Consider the following 23,725-nt stretch of genomic DNA (forward strand, 5'->3'; position numbering starts at 1 on the left):
AGTCCGGGTCACTTCTGATCGACGTTGCTGGTCCCCGAGCCGGGCGTGCCGATCGGCAAACCATTCGCCGCATGACCGACGCCAACGCCGGGCGCACTGACCGCTCCTGGAGTTTGATCCTGTGGAAGCGTCTTGACCCCGGTTCTTGCTTGTTCCGCGGGGCTCATCTGCCCCTTGTTGTCGCTGTTGGCACCGTTGGTGGCCGTGATGCCGGACCTGTCGGTCCCGTTTGGCGTGCCCGTCTGCGTCGACCCGGACGCGGTGTTGCCCGTGCCCGAGCTGCCCGGTGCGGCCGGTGTGCTCGCGGTGTTGCCGTTCGGCGTCGGGGGCTGAACGTTCGGATTGGTTGGAGAGTTGTTGGTGTGAGCGCCGGTTGAGGTTGCGTTTGTGCCCATGCCGGATGGGGCCGAGGGACCTCCATTGGCGGCACCAGACGTGCCAGTGCCTGCACCTGAGCTCGCGGATGATCCGGACGCGCCGCCGCTCGCCGCCGCGCCACCCGCGCCTCCGCCGGCACCACCACCACCACCACCGCCGCCTTGTGCGAAGACGGGCGCGGCAACAGCGAAGGACAGTGCGGCTGTAAGAAGAAGCGTTTTTCGATTCATGACCTTCTCCAGTGTAAAGAAGGTCAACTACGCCGAAATGACGATGGTTCCTTTTCCTCCACTCGCTTCAGGAGTTCAGCTTCTAGCGGAGCTTTCAATTCGCGGACGTTCGCGGCATACTCTTCGATGGTTCTCATCCCTCTCGCGCACTTTCACTTCTGGCTCGGACGTCGGTGGATCATCGCTCATGCGTCACCCCAGCTGTCCCTCGGCAGCCGACTTTGATCAAGACTAGATCAATGCGAAGGTGGGACTTGGTTGAGCAGCTGCGATACTGCCGTAACGACCTGGGCGGGCGCGAAGGGCTTGCTCAGCAGAACGCTATTGGGCACGCCGTGAGAGGGCCACTGATCGGCTCCAGCGCCGGTCATATAGACCACCGGCATCTCTGGATTGATCTCTCGGGCTTGCTTTGCAACGTCCCAGCCGGTGAGCTTACCGGCCAAATGAACATCGGTGAGCAACGCGCGGTATTTGGTGGGGTCGCCTTTCAGCAGGGCAACCGCGTCCTCGCCTGATGAAACAATCTCGGTCTGAAATCCACCGTCTACGAGGGCCTCGCCCACCATCTCTTGGATGAGAGCTTCGTCCTCTACAATGAGGACTAGCAACAATTGGCTATCTTGCACCGGCCCCACCCTCTGTCGCGCACCATCGCGACAGTACAGATAAGTGTAAAAGTGCACAAAAGTTCCCGCATGGAAACCTGCGCCGCGTGCACTCCCTCAGCGATATCGGCGCGCTCTCTTGGAGAGGTCGAAGGTGAAGCATGGCAAACTGGGGTGGAGACTGCGGTGCGTGCTCTCCCATCCGCCCTCTTGCGGCGAGCGGAATCGCGTTGACCCTTCAGCTGCGTCAGGGATGCCGGGCCGACCGCTTGCCTCGCTTCACCGCAGCCTCGTCTCCCACGTCCACCCCCGCATTCCGCAACAACACCGTCGCCGCCTCCTTCGCGGCACGCGCCATTGCGGGGTCGTCGCGGACGAGGTCCTGGGCGATCGAGCCGTCGACCAGCAGCACGAGCTGCGTTGCGAGCGCCTCCGCGTTCGCAATGCCGAGCTCGTTCAGGCGGTCGCGAAACCAGATGCGGCGGCTTTCCTTGAAGGCGATGGCGATCTTCTTCACGGCGCGGTCGGCCGGGCCAAGCTCGGCGACCGCATTCACGAACGGGCAGCCGCGAAAGTCTTTGGCGGAGAAGCGGCGCTCCAGCGAATCGAAGGTGGCGAGGATCTGCTCGGCCGGGGGCTTGTCCGAGGGGCGGGGCTGCACGAAACGGCGCTCCAGATAGGCCGCGATCAGCGCGTCCTTGGAGGGGAAGTGGTTGTAGAGCGTGCGCTTGGAGATGCCGATCTCGGCCGCGATGGTGTCGACGCCGATGGCGCGAATGCCCTGCAGATAAAACAGCTTGTCGGCGGTCTCGAGGATCCGCTCTTTCATCGTCTGTGGGGCGGGCGGGGGAGCCATGCGGCGGTGAATGTCCTGTTCGCTTGACAGCGCGCGCTAACCATAGCCTAAGTACACAGGTCTGTGTAACCAAAATCAACCGATATTGCAGACGACGGCGCCCGCGCCGCGCCGATAAGGGAGAACAAAATGCCCCTGTTGCAGGTCCTGCGCCCGACATTGCCCATCCTGATCGGCGCCTCGATCATGCTGACGCTGAGCATGGGGCTGCGGCAGAGCCTCGGCATCTTCATGCAGCCGCTGACCCACGACATCCATCTGTCGATCTCCGACTTCACACTGGCGCTGGCCGTGCAAAACCTCGCCTGGGGCTTTCTCCAGCCGCTCGCAGGCGCGATGACCACGCGCTACGGCTTCCGTCCGATCATGATCGCAGGCTCGTTCATGTACATCGCGGGCCTGGTGCTGATGGCAACCGCGAACGGCCTCGTCGCCATCATGATCGGCGCCGGCGTGCTGATCGGCACCTCGCTCGCCTGCACCGCGGCGGCAATCGCAATGTCGGTGGCGGCGCGCGCGGTGCCCGCAACGGTGCGCTCGACCGTGCTCGGCATCGTCTCCGGCGCTGGCTCGCTCGGCGCGCTCCTGTCGGCGCCGATCGGGCAGATGCTCAACGAGGGCTTCGGCTGGCGCGTCGGGCTTGCCGGCTTCGTGGTGATGTCGGTGCTGATGATCCCGGCGGCCTGGTATGCCGGGCGCGTCGACGCGGTCCCGCTGCCGAAGCCCGCGACTGACGAGATCGTCGATGCCACGGCGATGATTGCAGCGAAGACCGCCTTCGGCAATGCGTCCTTCGTGGTGATGACCTGCGCCTATCTCGTCTGCGGCATGCAGCTCGTGTTCCTCACCACGCACCTGCCGTCCTACCTCGCAATCTGCGGCCTCGATCCGATGCTGAGCGCGCAGACGCTGGGCATGATCGGCGGCTTCAACGTGCTCGGCTCGCTGTTCTTCGGCTGGGCCGGCCAGCGCTGGAACAAGCTCGCACTGCTCGGCGGCATCTACGTCTTCCGCTCACTCGCGCTCGCCTGGTACTTTACGCTGCCGGCCACACCGGCCTCGACCTTGCTGTTCGGCGCGATCATGGGCTTCCTGTGGATGGGCGTCGGCCCGCTGGTCGCGGGCGCCGTCGCCGAGATGTTCGGCCTGCGCTGGCAGGCGATGATCCAGGGCCTCGCCTTCATGAGCCACCAGATCGGCAGCTTTCTCGGCGCCTACGGAGGCGGCGTGCTCTACGACGCGCTCGGCTCGTATACGATGGCCTGGCGCATCGGCGTCGCGCTGGGATTGGCCGGTGGCATCATCCAGGTCGCATTCGCGCTGATCCGGCCGTCACAGCCGCCGGCGCCGGTGTTGCGGACGGCGTAGCGGGGTACCGACCTCAGAGGCGCTGGCTTTTTTCGGATCCTGTCGGAACACGACGGGTCGGTTGTCGGCCGCGGCACAGGGCGCGTCGAGGGCATCACTGCGAATCTCGTCGGCCTCTTTGTTCGAACGCCGAGTGACCCAAGTCACAGAGCTGTATTGCCTTCGCGAACGTTCTGGATACTACTTTATCCCGGTGCTTTCGCGGGGCTACGATGGGCGCATTCAGACTCGTCACATGTCTGATCCTTTTGCTTGGGTTGGGCGGAGTCGCGCACGCCGAACGTCGCGTCGCCCTGGTCATTGGCAATTCGGCCTACAAGAGCGCGCCGCTTCTCTCCAATCCCGTGAACGATGCGACGCTGGTCGGCGGCATGTTCAAGAAGGCCGGCTTCGACAGCATCGACGTCAAGCTTGATGTAAGTGCTGCCGAGATGCGCAGGTCGTTGCGCGAGTTTGCCAACCGAACGCGCGATGCGGATGTCGCCGTCATCTACTATGCCGGGCACGGTATCGAGCTGGACGGAAACAACTATCTGATCCCGATCGATGCGACGCTCGAAACGGACGGCGATGTGCTCGACGAGACGGTAGCGCTTGATCGTGCGCTGTTTGCCGTCGAGTCTGCGAAGCAGCTTAGGCTTGTCATACTCGACGCCTGCCGCGACAATCCGTTTGCCAGGACGATGAAACGCACCGTGGCTTCGCGCGCCGTCGGTCGTGGTTTGGCCAAGATCGAGCCGACGAGCCCCAACACCATGATCGCGTTTGCCGCAAAGGCGGGCTCGACGGCCTCGGATGGTGACGCCAAAAACAGTCCGTTTGCCGCAGCTCTGGTCGAGCGGCTGCCGACGCCGGGGCTCGATCTGCGCAAGGCCTTCGGATTCGTCCGCGACGACGTTCTCAAGAGCACCGGCTACAAGCAGGAGCCTTACGTGTACGGCTCGCTGGGTGGCAACGATGTCTCATTGGTCCCCGCCAAGCCGGTCACGGTTGGACCGCAGCCGAACCCGCAGGACGCGATCCGCCGGGACTACGAGCTCGCGATGCAGATCGGCACGCGAGAGGTCTGGACGGCCTTCCTGGCTCAGTATCCCGATGGGTTTTATGCCAGCCTTGCCAACGGACAGTTGAGCAGGGTTGCGGCCGAGGAAGCGCGCGCCGCCGCGGCCGACAAGACTCGGCAGGCCGAGGACGAGAAGGCCCGGCTTGCTACGGAGCGCGGCAGGAAGGCCGAGCAGGACAAGGCGGCGGCCGCAGCCAAGGCGGCCGAGGATGCCAAACTCGCCGCAGAGAAGGCCAAACAGGCCGAGGAAGTGAAGGCGACCGCTGCCGAGCAGCGGCGCAAGGAAGCCGAGGCTGCTGTTGCCAAGGCGCTGGCCGACAAGCTCGCCGCCGAAAAGGCGCTTGCCGAGAAGATTGCATCCGACAAGGCTGCGGCCGAGCTCGCCGCCAAACAGGCGGCGGAAAGGAAAACGCAGGCAGACGGTGAACAGAAGATCGCCGCTCTCGCCCCGGCCGCATCGCAGCCCGGCATGTCTGCGCAGGAGACGGCGAAGTTGCTGCAATCGGAATTGCGCCGGGTAGGATGCTTCGCAGCGGCTGCCGATGGAGCTTGGAGTGCATCGTCGCAGCGCTCGCTGACATTGTTCAACCAGTACGCCGGCACCAAGTTCGACGCCAAGCTTGCAAGCTTCGACGCCCTGGACGCGATCAAGGCGAAGCCGGGTCGGGTCTGTCCTCTGGTGTGCGATCGCGGCTTCAAGGCCGACGGCGATGCCTGCGTGAAAATCGCGTGTCGCTCTGGCTATCGCGTCAACGACGACAACGAATGCGAGAAGATTCCGGAGAAAAAGCCCGTTGCTACAAGAGATGACTCGAACAGGCGAGACGAGCAGCGCAAGCAGGTCGAGTCCGCCCCGGCCAAGCCGCAGGCGACCGGCCAGATGTTTTGCAACGGAGCAGGGTGCAGGCCCGTACGGTCCGGCTGCAAGCTGGTTCCCGGCGGCTCGAGTCTGCCTTCTGGCGATGGTAGGCCTAAGGCAATGCTGGAGGTTTGTGGTTAAGGTCGGCAGCCGCTTCGGATATTCAGCCCGACAGTCGAGCGTCTCGGTCGCGGCCGATAGTGGGAGCGCCTTTCGGCGAGATGGGTCGGCGCGCTGGACGTATGCTCATGAGCGTCCGCTTTGGAGTCTACAGCGGACGCTGCGCTTGCTTGGTCGTGACCGCCGGCTGGCGGCGTGCATCGATGAGCGTGCGTCTCTCAGGGACGAATGTTGATAATCGTATTCCCCTTGCGTCGCTTGGTCGGATTTAGCGCGGAGACGGCATCGTCGAGGGTCGAGACGTTGCCGATGTTCGTCCGCAGTCGTCCGTCCCGCACCCGCTGGACGATCTCACTCAGTTGGGCACGATCGGACTCGACGACGAAGTCGACCGCCAGGCCATCGGAGGGCCGCGTCTCGGCCGGCCCCACGATTGTCACCAATGTTCCTCCGGCTCGGATCCGTGCTGTGGATCGCTTCTGGATGTCACCGCCAATGACATCGAACACCAGATCGACTTTGCCCACGTCCCCCAAGGTGTCGTTGTCGAGGTCGACGAACTCCTTCGCGCCGAAGTCGAGCACTGTCTGACGGTCGGCGGCGCGTCCAGAGCCGATGACGTAGGCGCCGGCCTCTCGTGCGAGTTGCGTCACCATCGACCCGACTGCGCCGGCCGCGCCGTGTGCGAGGACGCTTTGCCCCGCCTGAAGGCGGCCGTGTTGGAACAGCCCTTGCCACGCCGTCAGGCCTGAGATCGGCAGACTCGCACCCACCGTAAAGTCGACGTCGCCCGGCAGCGGTGCAAGGTTGCGTGCCTCGATCGCCACATACTGCGCCAGTGTGCCGTCGCGATACCAGTCCGCGAGGCCGAACACCCGCTGTCCCACTGACAGCCCCGTCGTGCCATATCCGAGGGCGGAGACCACTCCGGCTAGCTCGTGCCCAGGGATCGACGGTGTTCGGTCACGTTCGAGGCGATCGGTCCAGGTCGAGGGCCACGCCAGCTCGGTCGGTACAAATCCCGACGCATGAACCTGAACGACGACGTCGTTTATCGCCGCCTGCGGCTCGGGCCGGTCCATTAGCTTCATCCCGGCCGTTCCTGCGGCCTGGTCCGTTACAACGATCGCCTTCATGGGAATTGTCTCCTCGGTCATTTGTCTCTTGATCGAATATGCAGAGAGCGTGGACGCAGCGGCTATCCACAGAATGCCGGGCTGTGTGAAACTCCTGTCTCCGTGTCCGCAATCTGCGCTGTCCGCATTGACCGGGACTCCCACTCATCCTGATGGATCGGGATCGCTCCGGTCGCTGGTGTCAGCGATTAGATGCGTTGCGCCCGGCTATAGAACAGTACCAAGAATGCCGATTTTGGCTGTACCAAGCGCGACGGCCGCCTCCCGATACAACTCGATTGTGCCAAACGGGCTCCATTGGCTGCCGAGATTTGCTCGGTGATCGAGAGCGCCTTGAGAGGGGCGAACAGGATCTGAATTGCGGACGGTTTCAGTCTTTCGAGCGCAGCCCCGCTTCGATGCGCTGGATCAGTTGCTCCCGCAGCGCAGGCACCACGTTTCCGAGGACGACGAAGGTGCGGACGATAGGCAGATACGGCTCCATTGCCGCCGTCAGCTCCGCCAGAGACATGCCGGCCAGCCGCGCATATTCGGATTGCGCCGCCGCATCGGTCGCGCGCGGCCGCTCCGGATTGTCGGCTATTTCGGGGGCGAGCTCGGACAGGATGACATGCAAGAACCCAAGATCGAGGGCGGCGGGCCCCCGCATCGCGAAGGTCCAGTCGACGAGCTTTGGGCCTTCCGCCGTCATGATCACGTTGCCGGGGCTAAGGTCGCAATGGCAAATCCCGTCGCCGGTCGGCAGGCGATCGATCAGGGCGAGGATATCGGTGGCGATGTGCTTCGGGACCTTGCCGTCGTCGTGCCGCAACTCGCTCTCCATATACGCGCGCATGGAGAGGAGCTCCGGCGGCGCGGACGTCTTGTGAAGAGTCATGGCCAGCGCCGCGACGATCGCGCCCGCCTGTTCGAACGTCACCGCGCCGGTCCGCGAGAGATGCAACAGGGTCGGTCCGTCGAGGCGCTCCAGCACGATGCCGAAGCGCCCATCCAGCGTCACCTCGCCGAATACCACCGGCACCGGGGCGCCGGCGGCCCGCACGGCGCGGATCATGCGTACCTCGTGTCGGCCGAGCAGATGAGAGACGCCGGCCTTGAACAGCTTCACGACCTGACCGGGCGCCCAGGCGTAGGCCTCGGAGAAGGCGCCTTCACCGATCTTTTCCCCCAGCGATCCCCGCATGCCCGTTCTCCGCCGTGCAGATGAAACACCGGCGGCGAGAAAAAAGGAACCCTTCACGTCGCGAGGGCAGCCGGAGATCATGATCGCGTTTTAACCTGCAGGGACCTTCGACAGCGTTCGCGCTGATCCGACCATCGCAACCGCCGGCGCCGGTGTTGCGGACGGCGTAGGCGAGGGTGTGCTCGCCGGAGTCAAGTCCAGAGGATGACGCTGATATCGCGCCGATCGGGGGTGACGCATTGGCAATGGTTGTAGTATTTGATATTGTACATCCTGAGATAGCATTGAAGCTATCCACTATTGGGGAGAAGACGATGAGAGCTTCGGTTTCTCTTCTTGCGGGTTTGACCATTCTGTCGGTCAGCGCAGCCAGCGCCGCCCCTAAGGGCGCTTCCGCTTCGATCTCCGAAACGAAGGTCAGCTCGGTCGCGTGTTCCACGTCTGGTGGAGGCTTCGGGACCTATCCGGCAGGCTGCCGAAACGGCGCAAACTTCAAGAGCTACAACGAATGCAAGGAATCAGGCGTCAAGCGCGGCTGGAGGCACGAAGACATGGCATGGTATTGCAGCGGGCTGGGACTGCAATAGCGAGCAGACGCCAAAGCGCGGGGACGGTTCATTCTGATCTCATCGCGCTCAAGGGCACCGCGACATTCACCTTGACCGACACGGGCAGCGGAAGGCGCAGCCCGCGGGCCGAAGCCTGATAGCGCGATGCCGGCTGTCTCTTCGGCAGCTTTCCGAAATGCGAGAGGGCCTGCATCAGCGCGCCTCTGACGGCGGGCTCGACCTTCGCACAAATGAGCCAGCAGACCAGAACAAGCAGGCCCAGCGCGATCCAGACGGCCGAGGTGGCATCGAAACCGGCATCGACCAGGGCACGAATGATCGCGGTGCCGATGACGTTATGCGTGAGATAGAGCGGATAGGTGATCAGTCCGAGCGTTCTCAAATAGGCTGGCGTTTCAGGAGAAGCTTTGCCCGCAGAGCGCCGGTGCCGCTTCGCGGCAATGGCAATGAGGAGCACTGCAGCAGCCCAGACCATGATCGGCACGAGAGCCGATTGATCGGAGATGGCGGGGATGGACGTCAAGAAGAACGAGGCGAAGAAGTAGATTTCCGCCGCGCCTGATAGACACGTGATGGCAATTGCGACCTGTTCGAGCGCCGTCAATTGTCTGTTCGCGGAGATGAACAGCCAGATCCCCAGCGCAAAGAAGCAGCCATGCGTCAGCAGGAATGCCGCGCACGGCACCCGAAACATCAGAATGACGAGGTAAGGCAAGTCGGATGGCGTCGTGCATGACAGCACGAGCAGCGCGACGGCATTGAATATTGCGCTGTAGATGGTGAGGCCCCAGGCCAGGTGCCGCAGGGTGACCTTCTTGGTGAGCATCGCGCAAAACACCAGACCATAAAATGCCGTCTCGGCTGCCAGCGTCCAATAGACCTCGTCAAGCCACTGACCAGTGACTCCCTTGGGGACCATCAGCATGGCGTGGATGTAGGGCAGAATGAGTTCGGATGCCGGTCCGCTCCCGAAGAGGAGCAGAACGAGGAAGGTCGCGGTCGCGCAAACCCAGACCGCCGGATAAATCCGAAGCGCACGGCCAAGAAGAAACCCGCCCGGCGAAGACGTGCTCGCGGAATTCGCGATGACGAAACCGGAAATGACAAAGAAGATTTCGACGCCGACCCAGCCGAACCACGTGTAAGGCGCGGCGGACGGGTAGAGAACATCGGCGGCGACGGTGCGCTCGAAACCCGGGACGCCAATCGAGGTCCAGGCCCAGGACCAGAACATCTGGTGGAACATGGCGACGCCGAGGGCGGCGGCGAAGCGCAGCGGATCCAGCAACGGCAAATGGCTCTTCACGCGAATGGACCAGGTTCATGCAACGATCCCGCTGGAGATATTGGAGCTGGTGAAGGCGCTCTGCGAGGTGGGTCACACTTGCTTTGCGTCGTCGAGATGCGCAGCACCCAATGGTTGCTGGTTGCGGGATTGACAACAAGTACAGTGCCGTCATCCTGAGGCGCGAGCCGTGCGGTGCGCAGCATCGCGCGGGGAGCCTCGAAGGATGATATTGTGGGCATCTATGTCTACATGCTGAAATGCGCGGATAGTTCCTTCTACATTGGAAGCGCCACCGGCGAGGACGTGTCCAAGAGAGTCCATGGGCACAATGCCGGCGCCTATCCGGGATACACCTTTTCGCGGCGTCCGGTCGTTCTGGTGTGGTCCGAATATTTCGACCGCATAACAGATGGCATCGCCGCCGAGCGGCAGCTCAAGGGCTGGAGCCGGGCCAAGAAAGAGGCTCTTGTTCGTTCGGATTGGAAATTGGTGAGCCAGTTTGCCCGACGGCGCGCGGGAGCGCCTCGATCTAAGAAGTAGAGATGATGCGGCTAGTGGGGCCGCTCATCCTTCGAGGCTCCCCGCACGATGCTGCGCATCGCGCGGTTCGCACCTCAGGATGACGGATCGGCAAACAAGACGGGCCAGAAAAGGCCCCTTCAAGCTCCGTGACGTCCGCGAGCTTACGACAGGAGGGCTAAGTTCAACTGCGCCAGAAAGCCGGCGGATGGCGTGGACTAACGCGTGCGTCCTGACCGCTTGAGATCGGCGACCTTAAACCTGTTGCCGGCGGCCAGGCTGCTGCACAACCAGTGGGCCTTGTTTCGGTTGTCGCCCAGGAACGTTCTGGTGTCGACGCAATCCAGGTAGGATTTGTGGGTGATGGTGTCGCGGCAGGTTGGCGAGAAAGGACCGTAGTCGATGTTGCCGCCCGACAGGCTGCATCCCACCCAGGGATCCTTGCCGCTTGGGAAGCTTGATGCACAGCCACCGTTGCAGCTGCTTGCGACTTTCTCCAGGCTGGCAATTCTCCCCATCACAGAACCCGGCGCATACGAAGGCGTGCGCGCGGTTGACGTTGGAGCTGTTGACGCAGTCCGACGCGGCGCAATTGTGTTTGCTCCCCGCTCCGACACGTGCGGCCTTGCCACCTGTTTCGGCGCGTCGACCGTGACGGGGGGAATCGTGGCGGCGGAGCCGGTTGGGATCTGCGACGCTGCCGGCGCGCACAGCAAGATTGTTGACAAGGCAGCGATGGTTGAAGGCACGACAAGGCTTGATGAGAATCTCATGACCATGTCCTTCCAAATCCGGCACGGACATTCCGCCCGGCAAGTGCACGGTAACATACATTCGGAAGCGAGCAACCGGGGGTTGAGAGAATATCTGGCGATGACTCGCTGTGCCGAGCTCAGCCCTCGTGCCCAGGTCGCAGCGTAGCGTCACGTCCACGGGGCGCTGCGCGTCCGGGACACGAGAGAGGGGCCAAAATAAAACGGGGCCCGAAAGGGCCCCGCAAAAGTCTTCTACGTTCCGCGATCTTCTTACTTGATCTTGGATTCGCGGAATTCGACGTGCTTGCGCGCGACCGGGTCGTACTTCTTCTTGACCAGCTTGTCGGTCATGGTGCGCGAATTCTTCTTGGCGACGTAGTAGAAGCCGGTGTCGGCCGAGGACACGAGCTTGACCTTGATGGTGACCGCTTTGGCCATGTTCAGTACCTCAGGAATGAAGGGAATCTGGAGCCGGCCAAATGGCCCGCGTTGGCCGGCAACCTAGCCAGAAACGGCCTGATGTCAAGATTTTAGGGGTCGAAAACCGCTCAAATCGGCCCGATCAGGCCTCGAAGAACCGGTTTTTCGGCCGCGGCAGGCCCAGATTCTCTCTCAAAGTGGGCCCTTCATACTCTTTCCGGAAAATCCCGCGGCGCTGTAGCTCCGGGACCACCTTGTCGACGAAATCGTCGAGGCCGGCGGGCAGGAACGGGAACATGATGTTGAAGCCGTCGGAGCCGCGCCCGACCAGCCACTCCTCCATCTGGTCGGCAATGGTTTTGGCCGTGCCGATGAAGGAGAGCCCGCCATAGCCGCCGACGCGTTGGGCGAGCTGGCGCACGGTGAGCTTGTCGCGGGCAGCGAGGTCGACCATGCGCTGGCGGCCGCTCTTGCTGGCATTGGTCTCGGGGATTTCGGGAAGCGGTCCATCCGGATCGAAGCCGGAGGCATCGGTGCCGAGGATGACCGAGAGCGAGGCGATGGCGCTGTCGTAGTGCACGCGGCTGTCGAGCAGCGCGCGCTTCTCCCTGGCCTCGTCGACGCTGTCGCCGACCACGACGAAGGCGCCGGGCAGGATCTTGAGGTGTTCGGGGTCGCGACCGACCTTCTCCATGCGGCCCTTGATGTCGGCATAGAGTTTCTGGCTGTCGGCAAGGCTGCCGCCGCCGGTGAAGACGGCTTCCGCGGTCTCGGCCGCGAGCTGCCTGCCGTCGTCGGAGGCGCCGGCCTGCACGATCACCGGCCAACCCTGGAGCGGGCGGGCAATGTTGAGTGGACCGCGCACCTTCAGATATTTGCCCTGATGGTCGAGCACATGCATCTTCGCGGGATCGACGAACACGCCGCTGTCGACATCGCGCACGAAGGCGTCGTCGGCAAAGGAATCCCAGAGGCCCGTGACGACGTCGTAGAACTCGCGGGCGCGCTTGTAGCGCTCGGCGTGCTCCATGTGGTCGTCGAGACCGAAATTCAGCGCCGCATCCGGGTTCGAGGTGGTGACGATGTTCCAGCCCGCACGGCCGCCGCTGAGATGGTCCAGCGAGGCGAAGCGCCGCGCGACGTGATAGGGCTCGTCGAACGTGGTCGAGCCCGTCGCAATCAGGCCGATCCGCTCGGTAACAGCCGAGAGCGCCGACAACAGCGTGAATGGCTCGAACGACGTGACCGTGTGGCTGCGCTTGAGCGCATTGACCGGCATGTTCAGCACGGCGAGGTGATCGGCCATGAAGAAGGCGTCGAACTTGCCGGCCTCGAGCTTCTGGATCAGCGTCTTGATGTGGCCGAAGTTGAAATTGGCGTCCGGCCAGGCCCCTGGATAGCGCCAGGCGCCGGTGTGGATGCTGATCGGGCGCATGAACGCGCCAAGCTTGAGTTGCCGTTGTGCCATCGCCCGGTGTCCGTTCTTGGTGTCGTTCCGGAAGACATAGGCATGCCGCGGAACTCCGCCATTGGGGGAGGCGGGAAGATTATTTTGTTTTTCGCGACGCTCTCAGCACATTCGCGTCATCCCGGGCCGCGCCCGGAATGACGGAGGAGGCCCATCGAACCGATCCACGGCTCACTCCGACCAAGCCATGACTTTCGCTCCCAAGGAGATCTTCGATGGCAGGTGCAATGACCGTGGACGGGCGCATCGTCCGCATCGACCGGCCCATGCCCTGGGTCGGGCGGCTGTTGTCATTGCCGCTGCTGGCGGCGAGCTTCTATCTGCTGTGGAATGTCGCGCTCGGCCCGCGGCAGGATTTCTCCGGTTTTGGCCGGCTCGCCGATGATCTCATGCCGGTGCTGGTGTTCACGGGACTCGGGTTGCTCGTCGGCATCCCCGGAATCATCCTGCTCACCTTCCGCACCTTCGTCATGCTGAACGAGACGCTGCGCCAGATCGTCATCACCAGGCAGTTCGGCCCGCTGAATTTTCGCAACCATCGCGATCTCGCCGATTATCATTTCATCAGCATTACCGACGAGGACGATCCGGAGCTGACGACATACGATGTCAATCTCTGCGGCAACAAAGGGACCGAGCCGATCACGCTGATGAGCTTCACCAAGCGCGAGGAAGCCAGTCGGTTCGCCAGTGAGCTCGGGCGAGTGCTGAACGTTCCCGCGCGCGACTATGTCGGCACCGAGCCTGACGCGCACGATGCGGACGTCACAAACTGATCAGCTCAAAATATCCTTCTGCATCTTGCCGCCGTAGAAATGGAAGAACGGCACCGGTGCATCATGGCGGAGCGGGCCGGTCGCAAGGCGCGCGTCGAGCTCGTTGAGCACGTTGCGCGTCATCGGATGCAGATCGGCGAGCGGCTTTGAGCCGAGCTCGACCCAGACCAGCTCGACCAGCTCGGCATCGGCATGGATCACGCCATCGACGCGATGGGTGATCGCGGAGGCGTCCGCGGTGAAGAAGCGCGTGTCGAACCGCTTGACGCGGCCGGGCGGGGTGATCGCGCGCGCGATCAGGAACAGGCTGGAGGGATCGGGCAGCAGGCCCGCATCTGCGAACGGCTTCCAGGCGCCCTCGAGTTTGGCCTTTCCCTCGGCCTTGCGCCCGAGGCAGAGGCCGGTCTCCTCGCAGGCCTCGCGGATCGCGGCAATCGCCAGCGACTTGGCGCGCGAGGCCGGCGTCTTCGGACTACCCTTGGCGAGATTGGCTTCCAGCTCGGCGGTGACAGGCGCCGCGCACGGCACGCGATAATCGTCCTTGTCGACACGGCCGCCGGGGAAAACGAACTTTCCGGGCATGAACACCACCTTGTCGTGGCGCTTGCCGACCAGGACCTTTGGAATGGCTCCGCTGCGATCGACCAGGATTAGTGTCGCCGCATCCCGCGGGCGGAAATAGGGATGATGGTCGGCTTCCTTGCCCTCGTGGATTTTTGCCTTTTCCGCCTGCGCCGTATCCGTCATGTCCTCACCCGAACTACTTTTGCTTATTTTGCTTACACAGGCGGAATACCATCCGTCGGGTTCTCGTCAAACCCGTGCATGCGCAGAGCCCATTGCAATCCGACCACGGCTCCCTTCACCGGCTGCAGCAGTGCCAGCGAGGCGACAAAGGTGAAGGGCAGATAGGCCGCGAAGCTGATCCAGACCGGCGTGGTGTAGTTGGTTTCGATCCAGAGGATGCTGGGCACCACGATATGGCCGACGATGACGATGACGAGATAGGCGGGCAAATCGTCGGCCCGATGCGGGGTGAAATCGAGGCCACAGACCGAGCAATTGTCCGCGGTCTTCAGGAAGGCGCGGAACAGTTTTCCGTCGCCGCAGCGGGGGCAGCGGCCGCGAAAGCCGCGCTTCATGGCAGCGAAGACGTCGCGCTTCTCGACGAGGCCGGTCTCGCGGGTCCAGATCTTCGGGGCTGTGCTCACCATGCCTTACCCTTCTGACCCTTGCCCTTGCTTTTTCCCTTGGTCTTTTTCCCCTTGCCGGGCTTCGGCTTGTCCGGCTTGCGCTTCTTGTCGGGACTGCGGCCGGGGTGCGCCTTGAACGAGGGGCGGCGTTGCGGACCGGATCCCCTGCGGCCGCGCGGCGCGGTCTCCCCGGTCGAGGACAGCAGCTCGAAGCGCAACGCGCCTGCGATGGGAGCCGCTTCGATCAGGCGGACGTCGACGACATCACCGAGCTGATGCATGGTGCCGCTGCGCGTGCCGACCAGGGCGTGGCGGCCCTCGTCATAGTTGAAATATTCCGTGCCGAGGGATCGGATCGGGATCAGGCCGTCGGCGCCGGTATCAGTGAGCTTGACGAACAGGCCGGCGCGCGTGACGCCGGAGACGCGGCCCTGGAAGCTCGAACCGATGCGGTCGGCGAGGTGATGGGCGATCAGGCGGTCGACGGTCTCGCGCTCCGCCTTCATCGCGCGCCGCTCGGTCACCGAGATGTGGGCGGCGACTTCGCTCAACGTTTCCGGCGTCTCGGTGTCGGGCAGCGCGCCTTCGCCAAGCCCGAGCGCGCGAACCAGCGCACGGTGCACGACGAGGTCGGCATAGCGGCGGATCGGCGAGGTGAAATGCGCGTAGCGGCGCAGGTTCAGACCGAAATGACCGTAATTCTCCGAGGAATATTCGGCCTGCGCCTGGGCGCGCAGCACGACCTCGCTCACCAGCGGAAAGTGGTCGTGGCCTTCGAGCTGCGCCAGCACGCGGTTGAACAGAGCGGGACGCAGCGCGCCACCTTTCGCGAACGGAACGTCGAGCGTCTGCAAAAACTCCGCGAGCGCGTGGACCTTTTCCAGGGTCGGCTCGTCATGCACGCGGTAGATCAGCGGCAGCGACTTCTTCTCGAGCATCTCGGCTGCCGCGACGTTGGCGAGGATCATGAACTCCTCGATCAACTTGTGCGCGTCGAGCCTGTCGGGCACGACGACGCGATCGACCGTGCCGTCGCTCTTCAACAGGATCTTGCGCTCGGGCAGATCGAGGTTGAGCGGATCGCGCTCGTCTCGCGCGCGCTTGACGCAGGCATAGGCGGCATAAAGCGGCCGCAGGATCGGATCGAGCAGGGGGCCGGTGGTGTCGTCCGGCCGGCCGTCGATCGCGGCCTGCGCCTGGGCGTAGTTCAGCTTGGCTGCGGAGCGCATCAGGATGCGATGGAAGCTGTGCGAGCGTTTGCGCCCGTCCGGAGCGATGATCATCCGCACCGCGAGCGCGCCGCGCGGCTCGCCCGGCACCAGCGAGCAGAGATTGTTGGAGATGCGCTCCGGCAGCATCGGCACGACGCGGTCGGGGAAATAGACCGAGTTGCCGCGATCGAGCGCGTCGCGGTCGAGCGCGGTGCCCGGCCGCACGTAGAAGCTCACGTCGGCGATGGCGACGTCGACGATGAAGCCGCCCTTGTTGTTGGGATCAGGATCCGGCTGCGCGTGCACCGCGTCGTCGTGATCCTTGGCATCCGGCGGATCGATGGTGACGAGCGGCACGTCGCGCCAGTCCTCGCGCCCCTTCAAATTGGCCGGCTGCGCCGCTTCGGCCTCGCGCTCCGCCGCGGGGCGGAATTGCATCGGAATGTCGTGCGCGTAGATCGCGATCAGGCTGATCGCCTTCTCCGACTTGACCGAGCCGAGCTTCTCCTTGACCCGGCCTGACGCCAGCCCAAAGCCGCGCGAGCGGATGATGTCGACGCTGACGAGATCGCCGTCCTGCGCGCCGTGTGTCTCGGTGGGTGCGATGTTCAGCTCGCGGTCGGCGGACTTCTTGTCGACGGGGATGATCCGTCCGCCGCCTTCGGGCAGGCTGCGGAAGACGCCGAGGATGCGGCTCTTCGTCTTATCGAAGACCTTGATGATGTGGCCGCGATAGGCCGGGCCTTCGGTGTCGTCCGAGCGCTCGACCCGCAGCAGCGCGCGATCGCCGACGCCGGCCGCGGTGCCTGGCTTCGGCCGGCGCGGCGTCGTGATGAGGATCTTTGGCGGTTCGCCGCTTTCGACCTCGTCCCATTCGGTGGGGGAGGCGACCAGCTCGCCGTCGGTGTCGCGGCCGGTGATGTCGGCGACCAGCGTCGGCGGCAGGCTGTCCGGCTCCGAAATCGTATGGCGCTTTTTCTTGACGAGCCCGTCGTCGGCGAGCTCGCGCAGCATGCGCTTGAGCTCGATGCGGTCGGCGTTCTTCAGGCCGAACTCGCGCGCAATTTCGCGGGTTCCGACCTTTCCGGGATTTGCCTTGATGAAGGCGACGATGGCTGCCCTTTCCGGAAAGCCACGGTCATTCTTGCGTTTCACTTAGCCTCTATTTGGTGCCGGCACTTTTCTTGGCCGGAGCTTTGGCGCCAGCTGCCTTGGTCGGCGACGTCTTGATGGCCGAAGTCTTGGCCGTCGACGACACGGCGGCGCGCGCCTTGCTGGTGGATTCGGATTTGGGTTTGGCCGCCTTCTTCGCGGCCGGCTTTTTGGTTTTTGGCGCGGCGTCGTCGCCGTCGGCCGCCTTCGCAGCAGCCTTCTTGGCCTTGGCCGGCTTCGCCGCCTTCTTCGGCTTCTTGCCGCCGCCCTTCGCCGCGCGCTCGTCGATCAGCGCGATCGCCTGCGGCAGCGTGATGGCGTCTTTCTCGATGTCGCTAGGGATCGTCGCGTTGACGCCGCCCGCCGTGACATAGGCGCCATAGCGGCCGCCCTTCACCGTGACGGTGCCGAGGCTGGGATGATCGCCGATCGCCTTGCCGGGATCGGCGCCGAAGCGGCGGCTCGGGCCCTTGGCGATCTTCTCCGCGATCAGCGTCACCGCCCGGTTGATGCCGATGTCGAACACTTCGTCGCCGGCCTCGAGGCTGGCATAGGTCTTCTCGTGCTTCACGAACGGCCCGAAGCGGCCGAGACCTGCGGTGATCGGCTCGCCGGTTTCCGGATGCTTGCCGATCTCGCGCGGCAGCGACAGCAGCTTGAGCGCGAGGTCGAGCTCGACATCTCCAGGGGAAGTCCCCTTCGGAATGCCTGCGCGCTTCGGCTTCTCGCCTTCCGCATAATCCTTCTGCTCGCCGAGCTGGATGTAGGGGCCGAACCGGCCGGCCTTGACCCAGACATCGCGACCCGTATCGGGGTCCTGGCCGAGCGAACGATCGGCCGTTGCCTCGCCGTCGGCGGCAAGCTGACGGGTGTAGCGGCATTCCGGATAGTTCGAGCAGCCGACGAAGGCGCCGAACTTGCCGGCCTTCAGATTGAGCCGTCCGTTGCCGCAGCTCGGGCATTGCCGGATGTCGCCGCCATCGGTGCGGGGCGGATAGATGTGCTGGCCCAGCATGTCGTCGAGCACGTCGAGCACCTGGGCGACGCGCAAATCCTTGATCTCGTCGACCGCGCCGATGAAGCCGGTCCAGAAATCCTTCAGCACCTGCTGCCAGGAGATCTCGTTGTTGGAAATGCGGTCGAGCTGCTCTTCCAGATTGGCGGTGAAGTCGTATTCGACGTAGCGGGCAAAGAAGCTTTCGAGGAACGCGACCACGACGCGGCCCTTGTCCTCGCCGTGCAGGCGCTTCTTCTCGAGCTTGACGTAGCCGCGGTCCTTGAGGACCTGGAGGATCGAGGCATAGGTCGAGGGCCGGCCGATGCCGAGCTCTTCCATGCGCTTGACCAGCGAGGCCTCGGAGAAGCGCGGCGGCGGCTCGGTGAAGTGCTGGGTGACGGCGAGCGACTGCCGCTTCAGCGCGTCGTTGGGACTCATCGCGGGCAGGCGGCGGGAATCCTCGTCTTCCTCGTCGTCGCGGCCTTCCTGATACAGTGCGAGGAAGCCGTCGAACTTGACGACCTGGCCGGTGGCGCGCAAGTCGAGCGTGCGGCCGCCGACCTTCGCCGTGATGTCGACCGTGGTGCGTTCCAGCTCGGCCGATTCCATTTGGCTCGCGATGGTGCGCTTCCAGATCAGTTCATAGAGTCTCGCCTGGTCGGACTCGAGCTTGCGGCTCATGCTGTCGGGACGGCGCGACATGTCGGTCGGCCGGATCGCTTCGTGGGCTTCCTGGGCGTTCTTGGCCTTGGCCTGATACTGGCGCGGCGCGTCCGGCACATAGGCGTTGCCGTAATCCTCGCCGATCACCTTGCGGGCCTGGGTGATCGCGGACGGATCGATCTGCACGCCGTCGGTACGCATATAAGTAATGAGTCCGGTGGTCTCGCCGCCGATGTCGATGCCTTCATAGAGCCGCTGCGCGATGCGCATGGTGTGCGCAGGCGCAAAGCCGTATTTGCGGCTGGCTTCCTGCTGCAGCGTCGAGGTGGTGAAGGGGGCCTGCGGATTGCGCCGGGCCGGCTTGGCATCGACCGTGGTCACCGCGTAGGCGGCTGCTTCCAGCGCCTTCTTGAAGTCTTCGGCTTCCGCGCCGGTGCCGATGTCGAGGCGCTGGATCTTCTTGCCGTCGGCACCGACGAGACGGGCCTCGAAGGCGTCGCCGCGCGGCGTCAGCAGGGTCGCGATCAGCGACCAGTATTCGCGGGCGACGAACTTTTCGATCTCGAGCTCGCGGTCGCAGACCAGCCGCAGCGCCACCGACTGGACGCGGCCCGCCGAGCGGGCGCCCGGCAGCTTGCGCCACAGCACGGGGGAGAGGGTGAAGCCGACCAGATAGTCCAGCGCGCGGCGCGCCATATAGGCGTCGACCAACGCACCGTCGATCTGGCGCGGATGCTTCATGGCGTCCGTGACCGCCTGCTTGGTGATGGCGTTGAACACCACGCGCTCGATCTTGTGGTCCTTGATCGCGCGCTTCTCTTTCAGGACCTCCAGCACGTGCCAGGAGATGGCCTCGCCCTCGCGATCAGGGTCGGTCGCGAGAATCAGGCGATCGGCGTTCTTGAGGGACTTGGCAATGTCGTTGAGCCGGCCGGCCGCCTTGGGGTCGATCTCCCAGATCATCTTGAAATTGGCGTCGGGATCGACGGAGCCGTTCTTCGCGGGCAAGTCGCGGACATGGCCAAACGAGGCCAGAACCTCGTAGGACGAGCCCAAATACTTGTTGATCGTCTTGGCTTTCGCCGGCGACTCCACAATGACGATATTCATGTAGTTCCAGTAACTTATGGGGAAATCTGGGGCCGAATTCGATGAGATTCGGGTCGGCCCTTTCGTCCCGAACATGGGTGGTGAGGCCGTCGCTGTCAAATCGAGGGGTGTTGAAAGCCATCCCGATGGGAAAAGTTTCATATCGAGAAAGTTGCAAAATACCACCTTTGAGTTGCGGCCGATGTCGGCGTAATGTTTCTGCGGGGCATGGATTCGGGTGGGGGCTGGTGACTAAGCCAGGAAAGAAACGGGCGGGCGCCGCATCGCGCGCGGCGGGAGGCACGCGTCACGAGGAACCGGGGGAGGGCGGCGTGGAGGAGGCGGTCGCCTTCATCGCCGAGCAGGTCGGGGCACTGCGCAAGCTCGCCGAGCGTCACAAGCTCGACGTGCTGCATTATCTCCTGGGAATGACCAAGCTCGAGGCCGACGAGCATCTGCGGCTGCGGAGCAAGCGCAGGCTGTCGTGAAGGCACCCGGCGAGTATCAGACCCGTCGCCCTTCGGAGGCTCGCCCCGCTTTGCAAGACGAGCACCTTAGGATGACGGTGAGAGATTGGAGTTCGCTGCATCAGCCTCGTCATGGCGAGCCGAGCGAAGCAATCCAGAATCCCACCGCGGAAAGACTCTGGATTGCTTCGCTGCACTCGCAATGACGGGTGAGGTTAGCCGTTGCGGCTTGCCAATTTGGCCAATCGCTGGCCGAGATATTCGGCGGTGCTGAGGTCGCTCTGAGGCAACGAGCTGTCAATCAAGTGTGTTGCCAGGCCAAGCTGGCTGCCCAAACGATTGCGGCCGCTCGGATCCTCCCCACCCGGAATATCCAGTCCGCACCAGAGCATGCCGTGCTGCGCGGCCAGAATGGAAAAGTAGGACAGTGTGTGGAGTTGGTCGCCGCCTGCGCAGGCGCCCGTGGTGAATCCGGCTGCGATCTTGTTGGCCCAGGCTTGCTTGCTCCATCTGTCGCTCGAAGCGTCTGCAAAAGCTTTGAATTGGGCGGCGGGTCCGCCCATGTAGGTGGGGCTGCCAAACGCAACGGCGTCGGCGCCGTCAATCGTCTCCAGTAAGCTCTCATTCTGAAACCGGCCTGACAGGATGTGGTCGCCTGTGATGCGACAAAGCGCGACATCCGCCATGCTATCCGCTCCGCTCGCGACCGCGTGCGCTAGCTTCTCGGTGGTGCCTGAGATGGAAAAATAGACGATGGCGAGGAGGGGCATGGTGGTGCCACTTGCTGTGTCTATCCATCTTTGACGCCATCGATGTTTGGTACAAGTCCCCCACGCAGTCATTGCGAGCGCAGCGAAGCAATCCAGAGTCTTTCCGCGGTGGCAGTCTGGATTGCTTCGCTGCGCTCGCAATGACGGGGTGGTGGCAGTTCGACGTTACTAGGCCGACCGCCGTCGCGACGCCGGCCGCGGCTTCAGCGTGGTATCGGCTTGCGTAAGCAGCCGCCCGTCCTCGGCGCGTAGTTCGAGCTTCTTCACCGGGCGGCCTTTCTCGCGATCGACGAGGATGGTCGCGATCTCCGATGGGCGATCGTCGAATTCCTCGCTCCATTGGCGCAGCGCTACCAACACCGGGAAGACGCCGCGGCCCTTCGGCGTCAGCACATATTCCTCGTAAGGGCTGCCGTCGGAGGCGGGGACCGTGGTCAGGATGCCGTGGTCGACCAGCGCGCGCAGCCTGGCCGACAAGATGTTCTTGGCCATGCCGAGCTTGCTCTGAAATTCGCCGAAGCGGCGCAGGCCGAACAGCGCCTCGCGGATGATCAGCAGCGACCACCAGTCGCCGATCGCCTCCAGCGAGCGTGCGATCGGGCAGGCATCGCCCTCGAAGCTCGTTCGTTTCACCATGGTCCGGTCCTTTCGCGATCGCACGGTCCAGTCGCCGTTCACGCGCTCGTGTGGTTGCATCTTAAAACCAGATAGCCTAGATGGCAATCATAGTTTTATGATGCAACCACTGGAGGCGAACGTGAGATTGAAGAACAAGACGGCCCTGATCACCGGCGGCAATAGCGGCATTGGACTGGCAACGGCAAAGCTGTTCGTGGCCGAGGGCGCCAAGGTGGTGATCACCGGGCGCAACAAGGAGACGCTCGAGGCGGCCGCGAAGGAGCTCGGGCCGAACGCGCTCGCGCTGGCCGCCGACGCCACCGACATTGCCGCGACCGAAGCTGCGATCAAGAAGGGCGCCGAAAAGTTCGGCAAGTTCGACATCGTGTTCGCCAATGCCGGCATCGCCGGCGGCACGCCGCTGGGGTCGGCCACGCTGGAGGTTTTCGAGAAGGTCATCAGCACCAATCTGACCGGCGTGTTCTTCACCGTGCAGTCCGCGCTGCCTTATCTCAACGACAACGCTTCGATCATCCTCAGCGGCTCGGTGATCTCCGTGCTCGGCATTCCCGGCTATTCGGCCTATGGCGCGGCCAAGGCCGGCGTGCGGGCGATGGCGCGGATCATGGCATCAGAACTGTCGCCGCGCGGCATTCGCGTCAACGTGGTCGCGCCCGGTGCGATCCGAACGCCGATCTGGGGAGCTGCGATCGCGACGCCCGAAGCCGAGAAGGCGTTCGAGAAGCGGATCGCGCTGACGACGCCGCTGGGGCGGATTGGTGAAACAGATCACGTCGCGAAGACGGTGCTGTTCCTCGCCTCCGACGATTCCGCGCATGTGCAGGGCCAGGAAATCTTCGTCGACGGCGGCGCAGTCGCCTCTCCGAGCGGTGCGCCGATCTATCGCGGCTGATCAATTGAAGTGAAAATTGAATCGGTCGGTGCAGCGGCGAGCGGTTGCGCCGGCCGGTTCCCACGTCTCGCGAGCTGTATTTTCTGAACCTTGCGCGAGGCGTTGAACCTTCGCTTGCGCTGCCAAGACACTTTTACGGGCAGGGGGTCACGAAGACTCATTTCCAAGGGAGCCCGATATGCCAAAGGCAGCTCGTATTATTTCCCCGATTTCAGCACCGCGTATTTACACCGAAAACTCCGCCGTTCCCGCCAAGCGTTCCGACACCTCCGAGTTCATCGGGGTCGCTCTTTTCTCCGGCATCGGCCTGTTCGTTTCGCTCGTCGCCGTCATCTTGGGCATTCAGGGCGCCTGGTTTTAGCTTCGCCGACCGCGCACCGGTCGATCAGCCGCCGCAAGCGATGTTGCGGCGGCTGACGATGTGCGCGCTGGCTCAGGCCGCGCGGAGGGCGGTTGCCGCCTGAAGCGCGCTTGCGAGCGACTTCTCGCGATGCTCCGGCCCGACCTGGATGCCATCGGCGCTGATGAATTCGGGATGATGGATGCCCATGAAGCCGAACACGCCACGCAGATAGCTTTCGAGGTGCTCCAGCGACGCGGCGGGCGTGCCCGCGCCGTAATAGCCCCCGCGCGAGATCGCGAAGATCACGCGCTTGCCGCCGGCAAGGCCCTGCGGTCCGTTCGCGCCGTAGCTGAACGTCTTCCCCGCCACCAGGATGCGGTCGATCCAGGCCTTGAGCTGGCTCGGAATGGTGAAATTGTACATGGGCGCGCCGATCACGACGATGTCGGCGGCAAGGAACTCGTCCAGCGCGGCCTTGCTGGCGGCGAGGTCGGGGCCGAGTTCCGCCGGCGCAGGCGCGCCTTGCGCCGCCGCCAGATGCGAACCGGAGAGATGGGCGAGCGGGCTCTGCGTCAGGTCGCGATAGACGATGTCGAGCGATGGCGTCGCCTGCCGCAGGCGGTCGACGATGGCGGCGGAGACCTGCCGGGAAACGGAGTGGGGGCCGAGCACGCTGGAGTCGATGTGGAGGAGTTTCATTCGGGATCACCCTG

24 protein-coding genes are annotated in these 23,725 nt (G+C 63.8%); 8 read left to right on the forward strand and 16 right to left on the reverse strand.

All coding sequences use genetic code 11. The features are described 5' to 3' along the window. Positions 1-8 precede the first annotated feature (8 nt). From AC0L3U_RS25535 to AC0L3U_RS25545, 3 genes are all read right to left on the reverse strand, one after another. Positions 9-608 carry a hypothetical protein gene (locus AC0L3U_RS25535; RefSeq protein ID WP_473295240.1) on the reverse strand — a complete coding sequence of 200 codons (600 nt, stop codon included), beginning with the start codon at positions 606-608 and terminating at the stop codon, positions 9-11. Between the two features lie 236 nt (positions 609-844). Further along, positions 845-1,237, reverse strand: coding sequence for a response regulator (locus tag AC0L3U_RS25540; RefSeq protein ID WP_245286272.1), 393 nt, complete (start codon positions 1,235-1,237; stop codon positions 845-847). Positions 1,238-1,463: 226 nt separating this feature from the next. Then, positions 1,464-2,072: a TetR/AcrR family transcriptional regulator gene (locus AC0L3U_RS25545; protein ID WP_473295241.1), complete on the reverse strand. Its 609-nt coding sequence runs from the start codon at positions 2,070-2,072 to the stop codon at positions 1,464-1,466. A 129-nt stretch (positions 2,073-2,201) separates the two neighbouring features. Between AC0L3U_RS25545 and AC0L3U_RS25550 the strand changes: the two genes are divergently transcribed. After that, positions 2,202-3,440 carry an MFS transporter gene (locus AC0L3U_RS25550; RefSeq protein WP_473363667.1) on the forward strand — a complete coding sequence of 413 codons (1,239 nt, stop codon included), beginning with the start codon at positions 2,202-2,204 and terminating at the stop codon, positions 3,438-3,440. 212 nt (positions 3,441-3,652) lie between these two features. After that, on the forward strand, positions 3,653-5,503 hold the full coding sequence (locus tag AC0L3U_RS25555) for a caspase family protein (RefSeq protein ID WP_473363668.1): 1,851 nt from the start codon (positions 3,653-3,655) through the stop codon (positions 5,501-5,503). A 197-nt stretch (positions 5,504-5,700) separates the two neighbouring features. On the opposite strand, the gene AC0L3U_RS25560 is transcribed toward AC0L3U_RS25555, so the two are convergent. Both AC0L3U_RS25560 and AC0L3U_RS25565 read right to left on the reverse strand, forming a co-directional pair. Further along, positions 5,701-6,618 carry an NADP-dependent oxidoreductase gene (locus AC0L3U_RS25560; protein WP_473363669.1) on the reverse strand — a complete coding sequence of 306 codons (918 nt, stop codon included), beginning with the start codon at positions 6,616-6,618 and terminating at the stop codon, positions 5,701-5,703. Between the two features lie 370 nt (positions 6,619-6,988). After that, complete coding sequence (locus tag AC0L3U_RS25565) at positions 6,989-7,882, reverse strand: aminoglycoside phosphotransferase family protein (protein ID WP_473363670.1); 894 nt, start codon at positions 7,880-7,882, stop codon at positions 6,989-6,991. Positions 7,883-8,115: 233 nt separating this feature from the next. Here AC0L3U_RS25565 and AC0L3U_RS25570 point away from each other — a divergent pair, with 233 nt between their 5' ends. After that, positions 8,116-8,388 (forward strand): hypothetical protein, encoded by a 273-nt coding sequence (locus AC0L3U_RS25570; RefSeq protein ID WP_456769586.1) that lies wholly within the window; start codon positions 8,116-8,118, stop codon positions 8,386-8,388. Positions 8,389-8,416: 28 nt separating this feature from the next. Here the strand turns inward: AC0L3U_RS25570 and AC0L3U_RS25575 are convergent, their stop codons facing one another. Beyond that, positions 8,417-9,676, reverse strand: coding sequence for an acyltransferase family protein (locus tag AC0L3U_RS25575; RefSeq protein WP_473363671.1), 1,260 nt, complete (start codon positions 9,674-9,676; stop codon positions 8,417-8,419). A gap of 213 nt (positions 9,677-9,889) precedes the next feature. Here AC0L3U_RS25575 and AC0L3U_RS25580 point away from each other — a divergent pair, with 213 nt between their 5' ends. Further along, positions 9,890-10,198: a GIY-YIG nuclease family protein gene (locus AC0L3U_RS25580; protein WP_473363672.1), complete on the forward strand. Its 309-nt coding sequence runs from the start codon at positions 9,890-9,892 to the stop codon at positions 10,196-10,198. Between the two features lie 197 nt (positions 10,199-10,395). On the opposite strand, the gene AC0L3U_RS25585 is transcribed toward AC0L3U_RS25580, so the two are convergent. The 3 genes from AC0L3U_RS25585 to AC0L3U_RS25595 all read right to left on the reverse strand — a co-directional run bounded on the left by AC0L3U_RS25585 (position 10,396) and on the right by AC0L3U_RS25595 (position 12,820). After that, positions 10,396-10,950 carry a hypothetical protein gene (locus AC0L3U_RS25585; protein ID WP_473363673.1) on the reverse strand — a complete coding sequence of 185 codons (555 nt, stop codon included), beginning with the start codon at positions 10,948-10,950 and terminating at the stop codon, positions 10,396-10,398. Between the two features lie 252 nt (positions 10,951-11,202). Further along, positions 11,203-11,370 (reverse strand): 50S ribosomal protein L33, encoded by a 168-nt coding sequence (gene rpmG / locus AC0L3U_RS25590; RefSeq protein WP_045008041.1) that lies wholly within the window; start codon positions 11,368-11,370, stop codon positions 11,203-11,205. Between the two features lie 124 nt (positions 11,371-11,494). Beyond that, positions 11,495-12,820, reverse strand: a complete 1,326-nt coding sequence (locus AC0L3U_RS25595; protein WP_473363674.1) for an LLM class flavin-dependent oxidoreductase — start codon at positions 12,818-12,820, stop codon at positions 11,495-11,497. 215 nt (positions 12,821-13,035) lie between these two features. On the opposite strand from AC0L3U_RS25595, the gene AC0L3U_RS25600 reads away from it, so the two are divergent. After that, the gene (locus AC0L3U_RS25600; protein ID WP_473363675.1) at positions 13,036-13,596 is read left to right on the forward strand and encodes a hypothetical protein; all 561 of its coding nucleotides are present in this window, start codon (positions 13,036-13,038) and stop codon (positions 13,594-13,596) included. Here AC0L3U_RS25600 and AC0L3U_RS25605 read toward each other — a convergent pair whose 3' ends face one another. Genes AC0L3U_RS25605 through topA form a run of 4 tightly spaced genes read right to left on the reverse strand, consistent with a single transcriptional unit; the run spans position 13,597 to position 19,922 of the window. Beyond that, positions 13,597-14,343 (reverse strand): NUDIX hydrolase, encoded by a 747-nt coding sequence (locus tag AC0L3U_RS25605; RefSeq protein ID WP_473363676.1) that lies wholly within the window; start codon positions 14,341-14,343, stop codon positions 13,597-13,599. It lies immediately after the preceding gene. Between the two features lie 32 nt (positions 14,344-14,375). Beyond that, positions 14,376-14,810, reverse strand: coding sequence for a DUF983 domain-containing protein (locus AC0L3U_RS25610; protein ID WP_473363677.1), 435 nt, complete (start codon positions 14,808-14,810; stop codon positions 14,376-14,378). Then, entirely contained in the window at positions 14,804-17,155 is a 2,352-nt protein-coding gene (gene rnr / locus AC0L3U_RS25615; protein ID WP_473363678.1) for a ribonuclease R, read from the reverse strand. The genes AC0L3U_RS25610 and rnr overlap by 7 nt, the downstream gene beginning before the upstream one ends. A gap of 7 nt (positions 17,156-17,162) precedes the next feature. Next, positions 17,163-19,922 carry a type I DNA topoisomerase gene (gene topA / locus AC0L3U_RS25620; RefSeq protein ID WP_473363679.1) on the reverse strand — a complete coding sequence of 920 codons (2,760 nt, stop codon included), beginning with the start codon at positions 19,920-19,922 and terminating at the stop codon, positions 17,163-17,165. A 311-nt stretch (positions 19,923-20,233) separates the two neighbouring features. Here topA and AC0L3U_RS25625 point away from each other — a divergent pair, with 311 nt between their 5' ends. Beyond that, positions 20,234-20,389: a hypothetical protein gene (locus AC0L3U_RS25625; protein WP_473363680.1), complete on the forward strand. Its 156-nt coding sequence runs from the start codon at positions 20,234-20,236 to the stop codon at positions 20,387-20,389. Between the two features lie 194 nt (positions 20,390-20,583). Here AC0L3U_RS25625 and AC0L3U_RS25630 read toward each other — a convergent pair whose 3' ends face one another. After that, a complete protein-coding gene (locus AC0L3U_RS25630) occupies positions 20,584-21,138 on the reverse strand; it encodes a flavodoxin family protein (protein ID WP_473363681.1) in 555 nt (184 codons plus the stop codon). 168 nt (positions 21,139-21,306) lie between these two features. After that, on the reverse strand, positions 21,307-21,774 hold the full coding sequence (locus tag AC0L3U_RS25635) for a winged helix-turn-helix transcriptional regulator (protein ID WP_473363682.1): 468 nt from the start codon (positions 21,772-21,774) through the stop codon (positions 21,307-21,309). Positions 21,775-21,895: 121 nt separating this feature from the next. Here AC0L3U_RS25635 and AC0L3U_RS25640 point away from each other — a divergent pair, with 121 nt between their 5' ends. Both AC0L3U_RS25640 and AC0L3U_RS25645 read left to right on the forward strand, forming a co-directional pair. Next, on the forward strand, positions 21,896-22,669 hold the full coding sequence (locus AC0L3U_RS25640) for an SDR family oxidoreductase (RefSeq protein ID WP_473363683.1): 774 nt from the start codon (positions 21,896-21,898) through the stop codon (positions 22,667-22,669). Positions 22,670-22,847: 178 nt separating this feature from the next. Further along, positions 22,848-23,030: a hypothetical protein gene (locus tag AC0L3U_RS25645; RefSeq protein ID WP_027518388.1), complete on the forward strand. Its 183-nt coding sequence runs from the start codon at positions 22,848-22,850 to the stop codon at positions 23,028-23,030. 72 nt (positions 23,031-23,102) lie between these two features. Here the strand turns inward: AC0L3U_RS25645 and AC0L3U_RS25650 are convergent, their stop codons facing one another. Next, positions 23,103-23,711: an FMN-dependent NADH-azoreductase gene (locus tag AC0L3U_RS25650; RefSeq protein ID WP_473363684.1), complete on the reverse strand. Its 609-nt coding sequence runs from the start codon at positions 23,709-23,711 to the stop codon at positions 23,103-23,105. Positions 23,712-23,725: the final 14 nt, after the last annotated feature.

The organism is Bradyrhizobium sp. Kon69, from assembly GCF_055807515.1.

What these genes read in the sequence shown, in the direction of transcription:
- AC0L3U_RS25535 (WP_473295240.1), bottom strand. Translation starts at nt 608, where the DNA reads ATGAATCGAAAAACGCTTCTTCTTACAGCCGCACTGTCCTTCGCTGTT.
- AC0L3U_RS25545 (WP_473295241.1), bottom strand. Translation starts at nt 2,072, where the DNA reads ATGGCTCCCCCGCCCGCCCCACAGACGATGAAAGAGCGGATCCTCGAG.
- AC0L3U_RS25550 (WP_473363667.1), top strand. Translation starts at nt 2,202, where the DNA reads ATGCCCCTGTTGCAGGTCCTGCGCCCGACATTGCCCATCCTGATCGGC.
- AC0L3U_RS25555 (WP_473363668.1), top strand. Translation starts at nt 3,653, where the DNA reads ATGGGCGCATTCAGACTCGTCACATGTCTGATCCTTTTGCTTGGGTTG.
- AC0L3U_RS25560 (WP_473363669.1), bottom strand. Translation starts at nt 6,618, where the DNA reads ATGAAGGCGATCGTTGTAACGGACCAGGCCGCAGGAACGGCCGGGATG.
- AC0L3U_RS25565 (WP_473363670.1), bottom strand. Translation starts at nt 7,882, where the DNA reads ATGATCTCCGGCTGCCCTCGCGACGTGAAGGGTTCCTTTTTTCTCGCC.
- AC0L3U_RS25570 (WP_456769586.1), top strand. Translation starts at nt 8,116, where the DNA reads ATGAGAGCTTCGGTTTCTCTTCTTGCGGGTTTGACCATTCTGTCGGTC.
- AC0L3U_RS25585 (WP_473363673.1), bottom strand. Translation starts at nt 10,950, where the DNA reads ATGAGATTCTCATCAAGCCTTGTCGTGCCTTCAACCATCGCTGCCTTG.
- rpmG (WP_045008041.1), bottom strand. Translation starts at nt 11,370, where the DNA reads ATGGCCAAAGCGGTCACCATCAAGGTCAAGCTCGTGTCCTCGGCCGAC.
- AC0L3U_RS25595 (WP_473363674.1), bottom strand. Translation starts at nt 12,820, where the DNA reads ATGGCACAACGGCAACTCAAGCTTGGCGCGTTCATGCGCCCGATCAGC.
- AC0L3U_RS25600 (WP_473363675.1), top strand. Translation starts at nt 13,036, where the DNA reads ATGGCAGGTGCAATGACCGTGGACGGGCGCATCGTCCGCATCGACCGG.
- AC0L3U_RS25605 (WP_473363676.1), bottom strand. Translation starts at nt 14,343, where the DNA reads ATGACGGATACGGCGCAGGCGGAAAAGGCAAAAATCCACGAGGGCAAG.
- AC0L3U_RS25610 (WP_473363677.1), bottom strand. Translation starts at nt 14,810, where the DNA reads ATGGTGAGCACAGCCCCGAAGATCTGGACCCGCGAGACCGGCCTCGTC.
- topA (WP_473363679.1), bottom strand. Translation starts at nt 19,922, where the DNA reads ATGAATATCGTCATTGTGGAGTCGCCGGCGAAAGCCAAGACGATCAAC.
- AC0L3U_RS25630 (WP_473363681.1), bottom strand. Translation starts at nt 21,138, where the DNA reads ATGCCCCTCCTCGCCATCGTCTATTTTTCCATCTCAGGCACCACCGAG.
- AC0L3U_RS25635 (WP_473363682.1), bottom strand. Translation starts at nt 21,774, where the DNA reads ATGGTGAAACGAACGAGCTTCGAGGGCGATGCCTGCCCGATCGCACGC.
- AC0L3U_RS25645 (WP_027518388.1), top strand. Translation starts at nt 22,848, where the DNA reads ATGCCAAAGGCAGCTCGTATTATTTCCCCGATTTCAGCACCGCGTATT.
- AC0L3U_RS25650 (WP_473363684.1), bottom strand. Translation starts at nt 23,711, where the DNA reads ATGAAACTCCTCCACATCGACTCCAGCGTGCTCGGCCCCCACTCCGTT.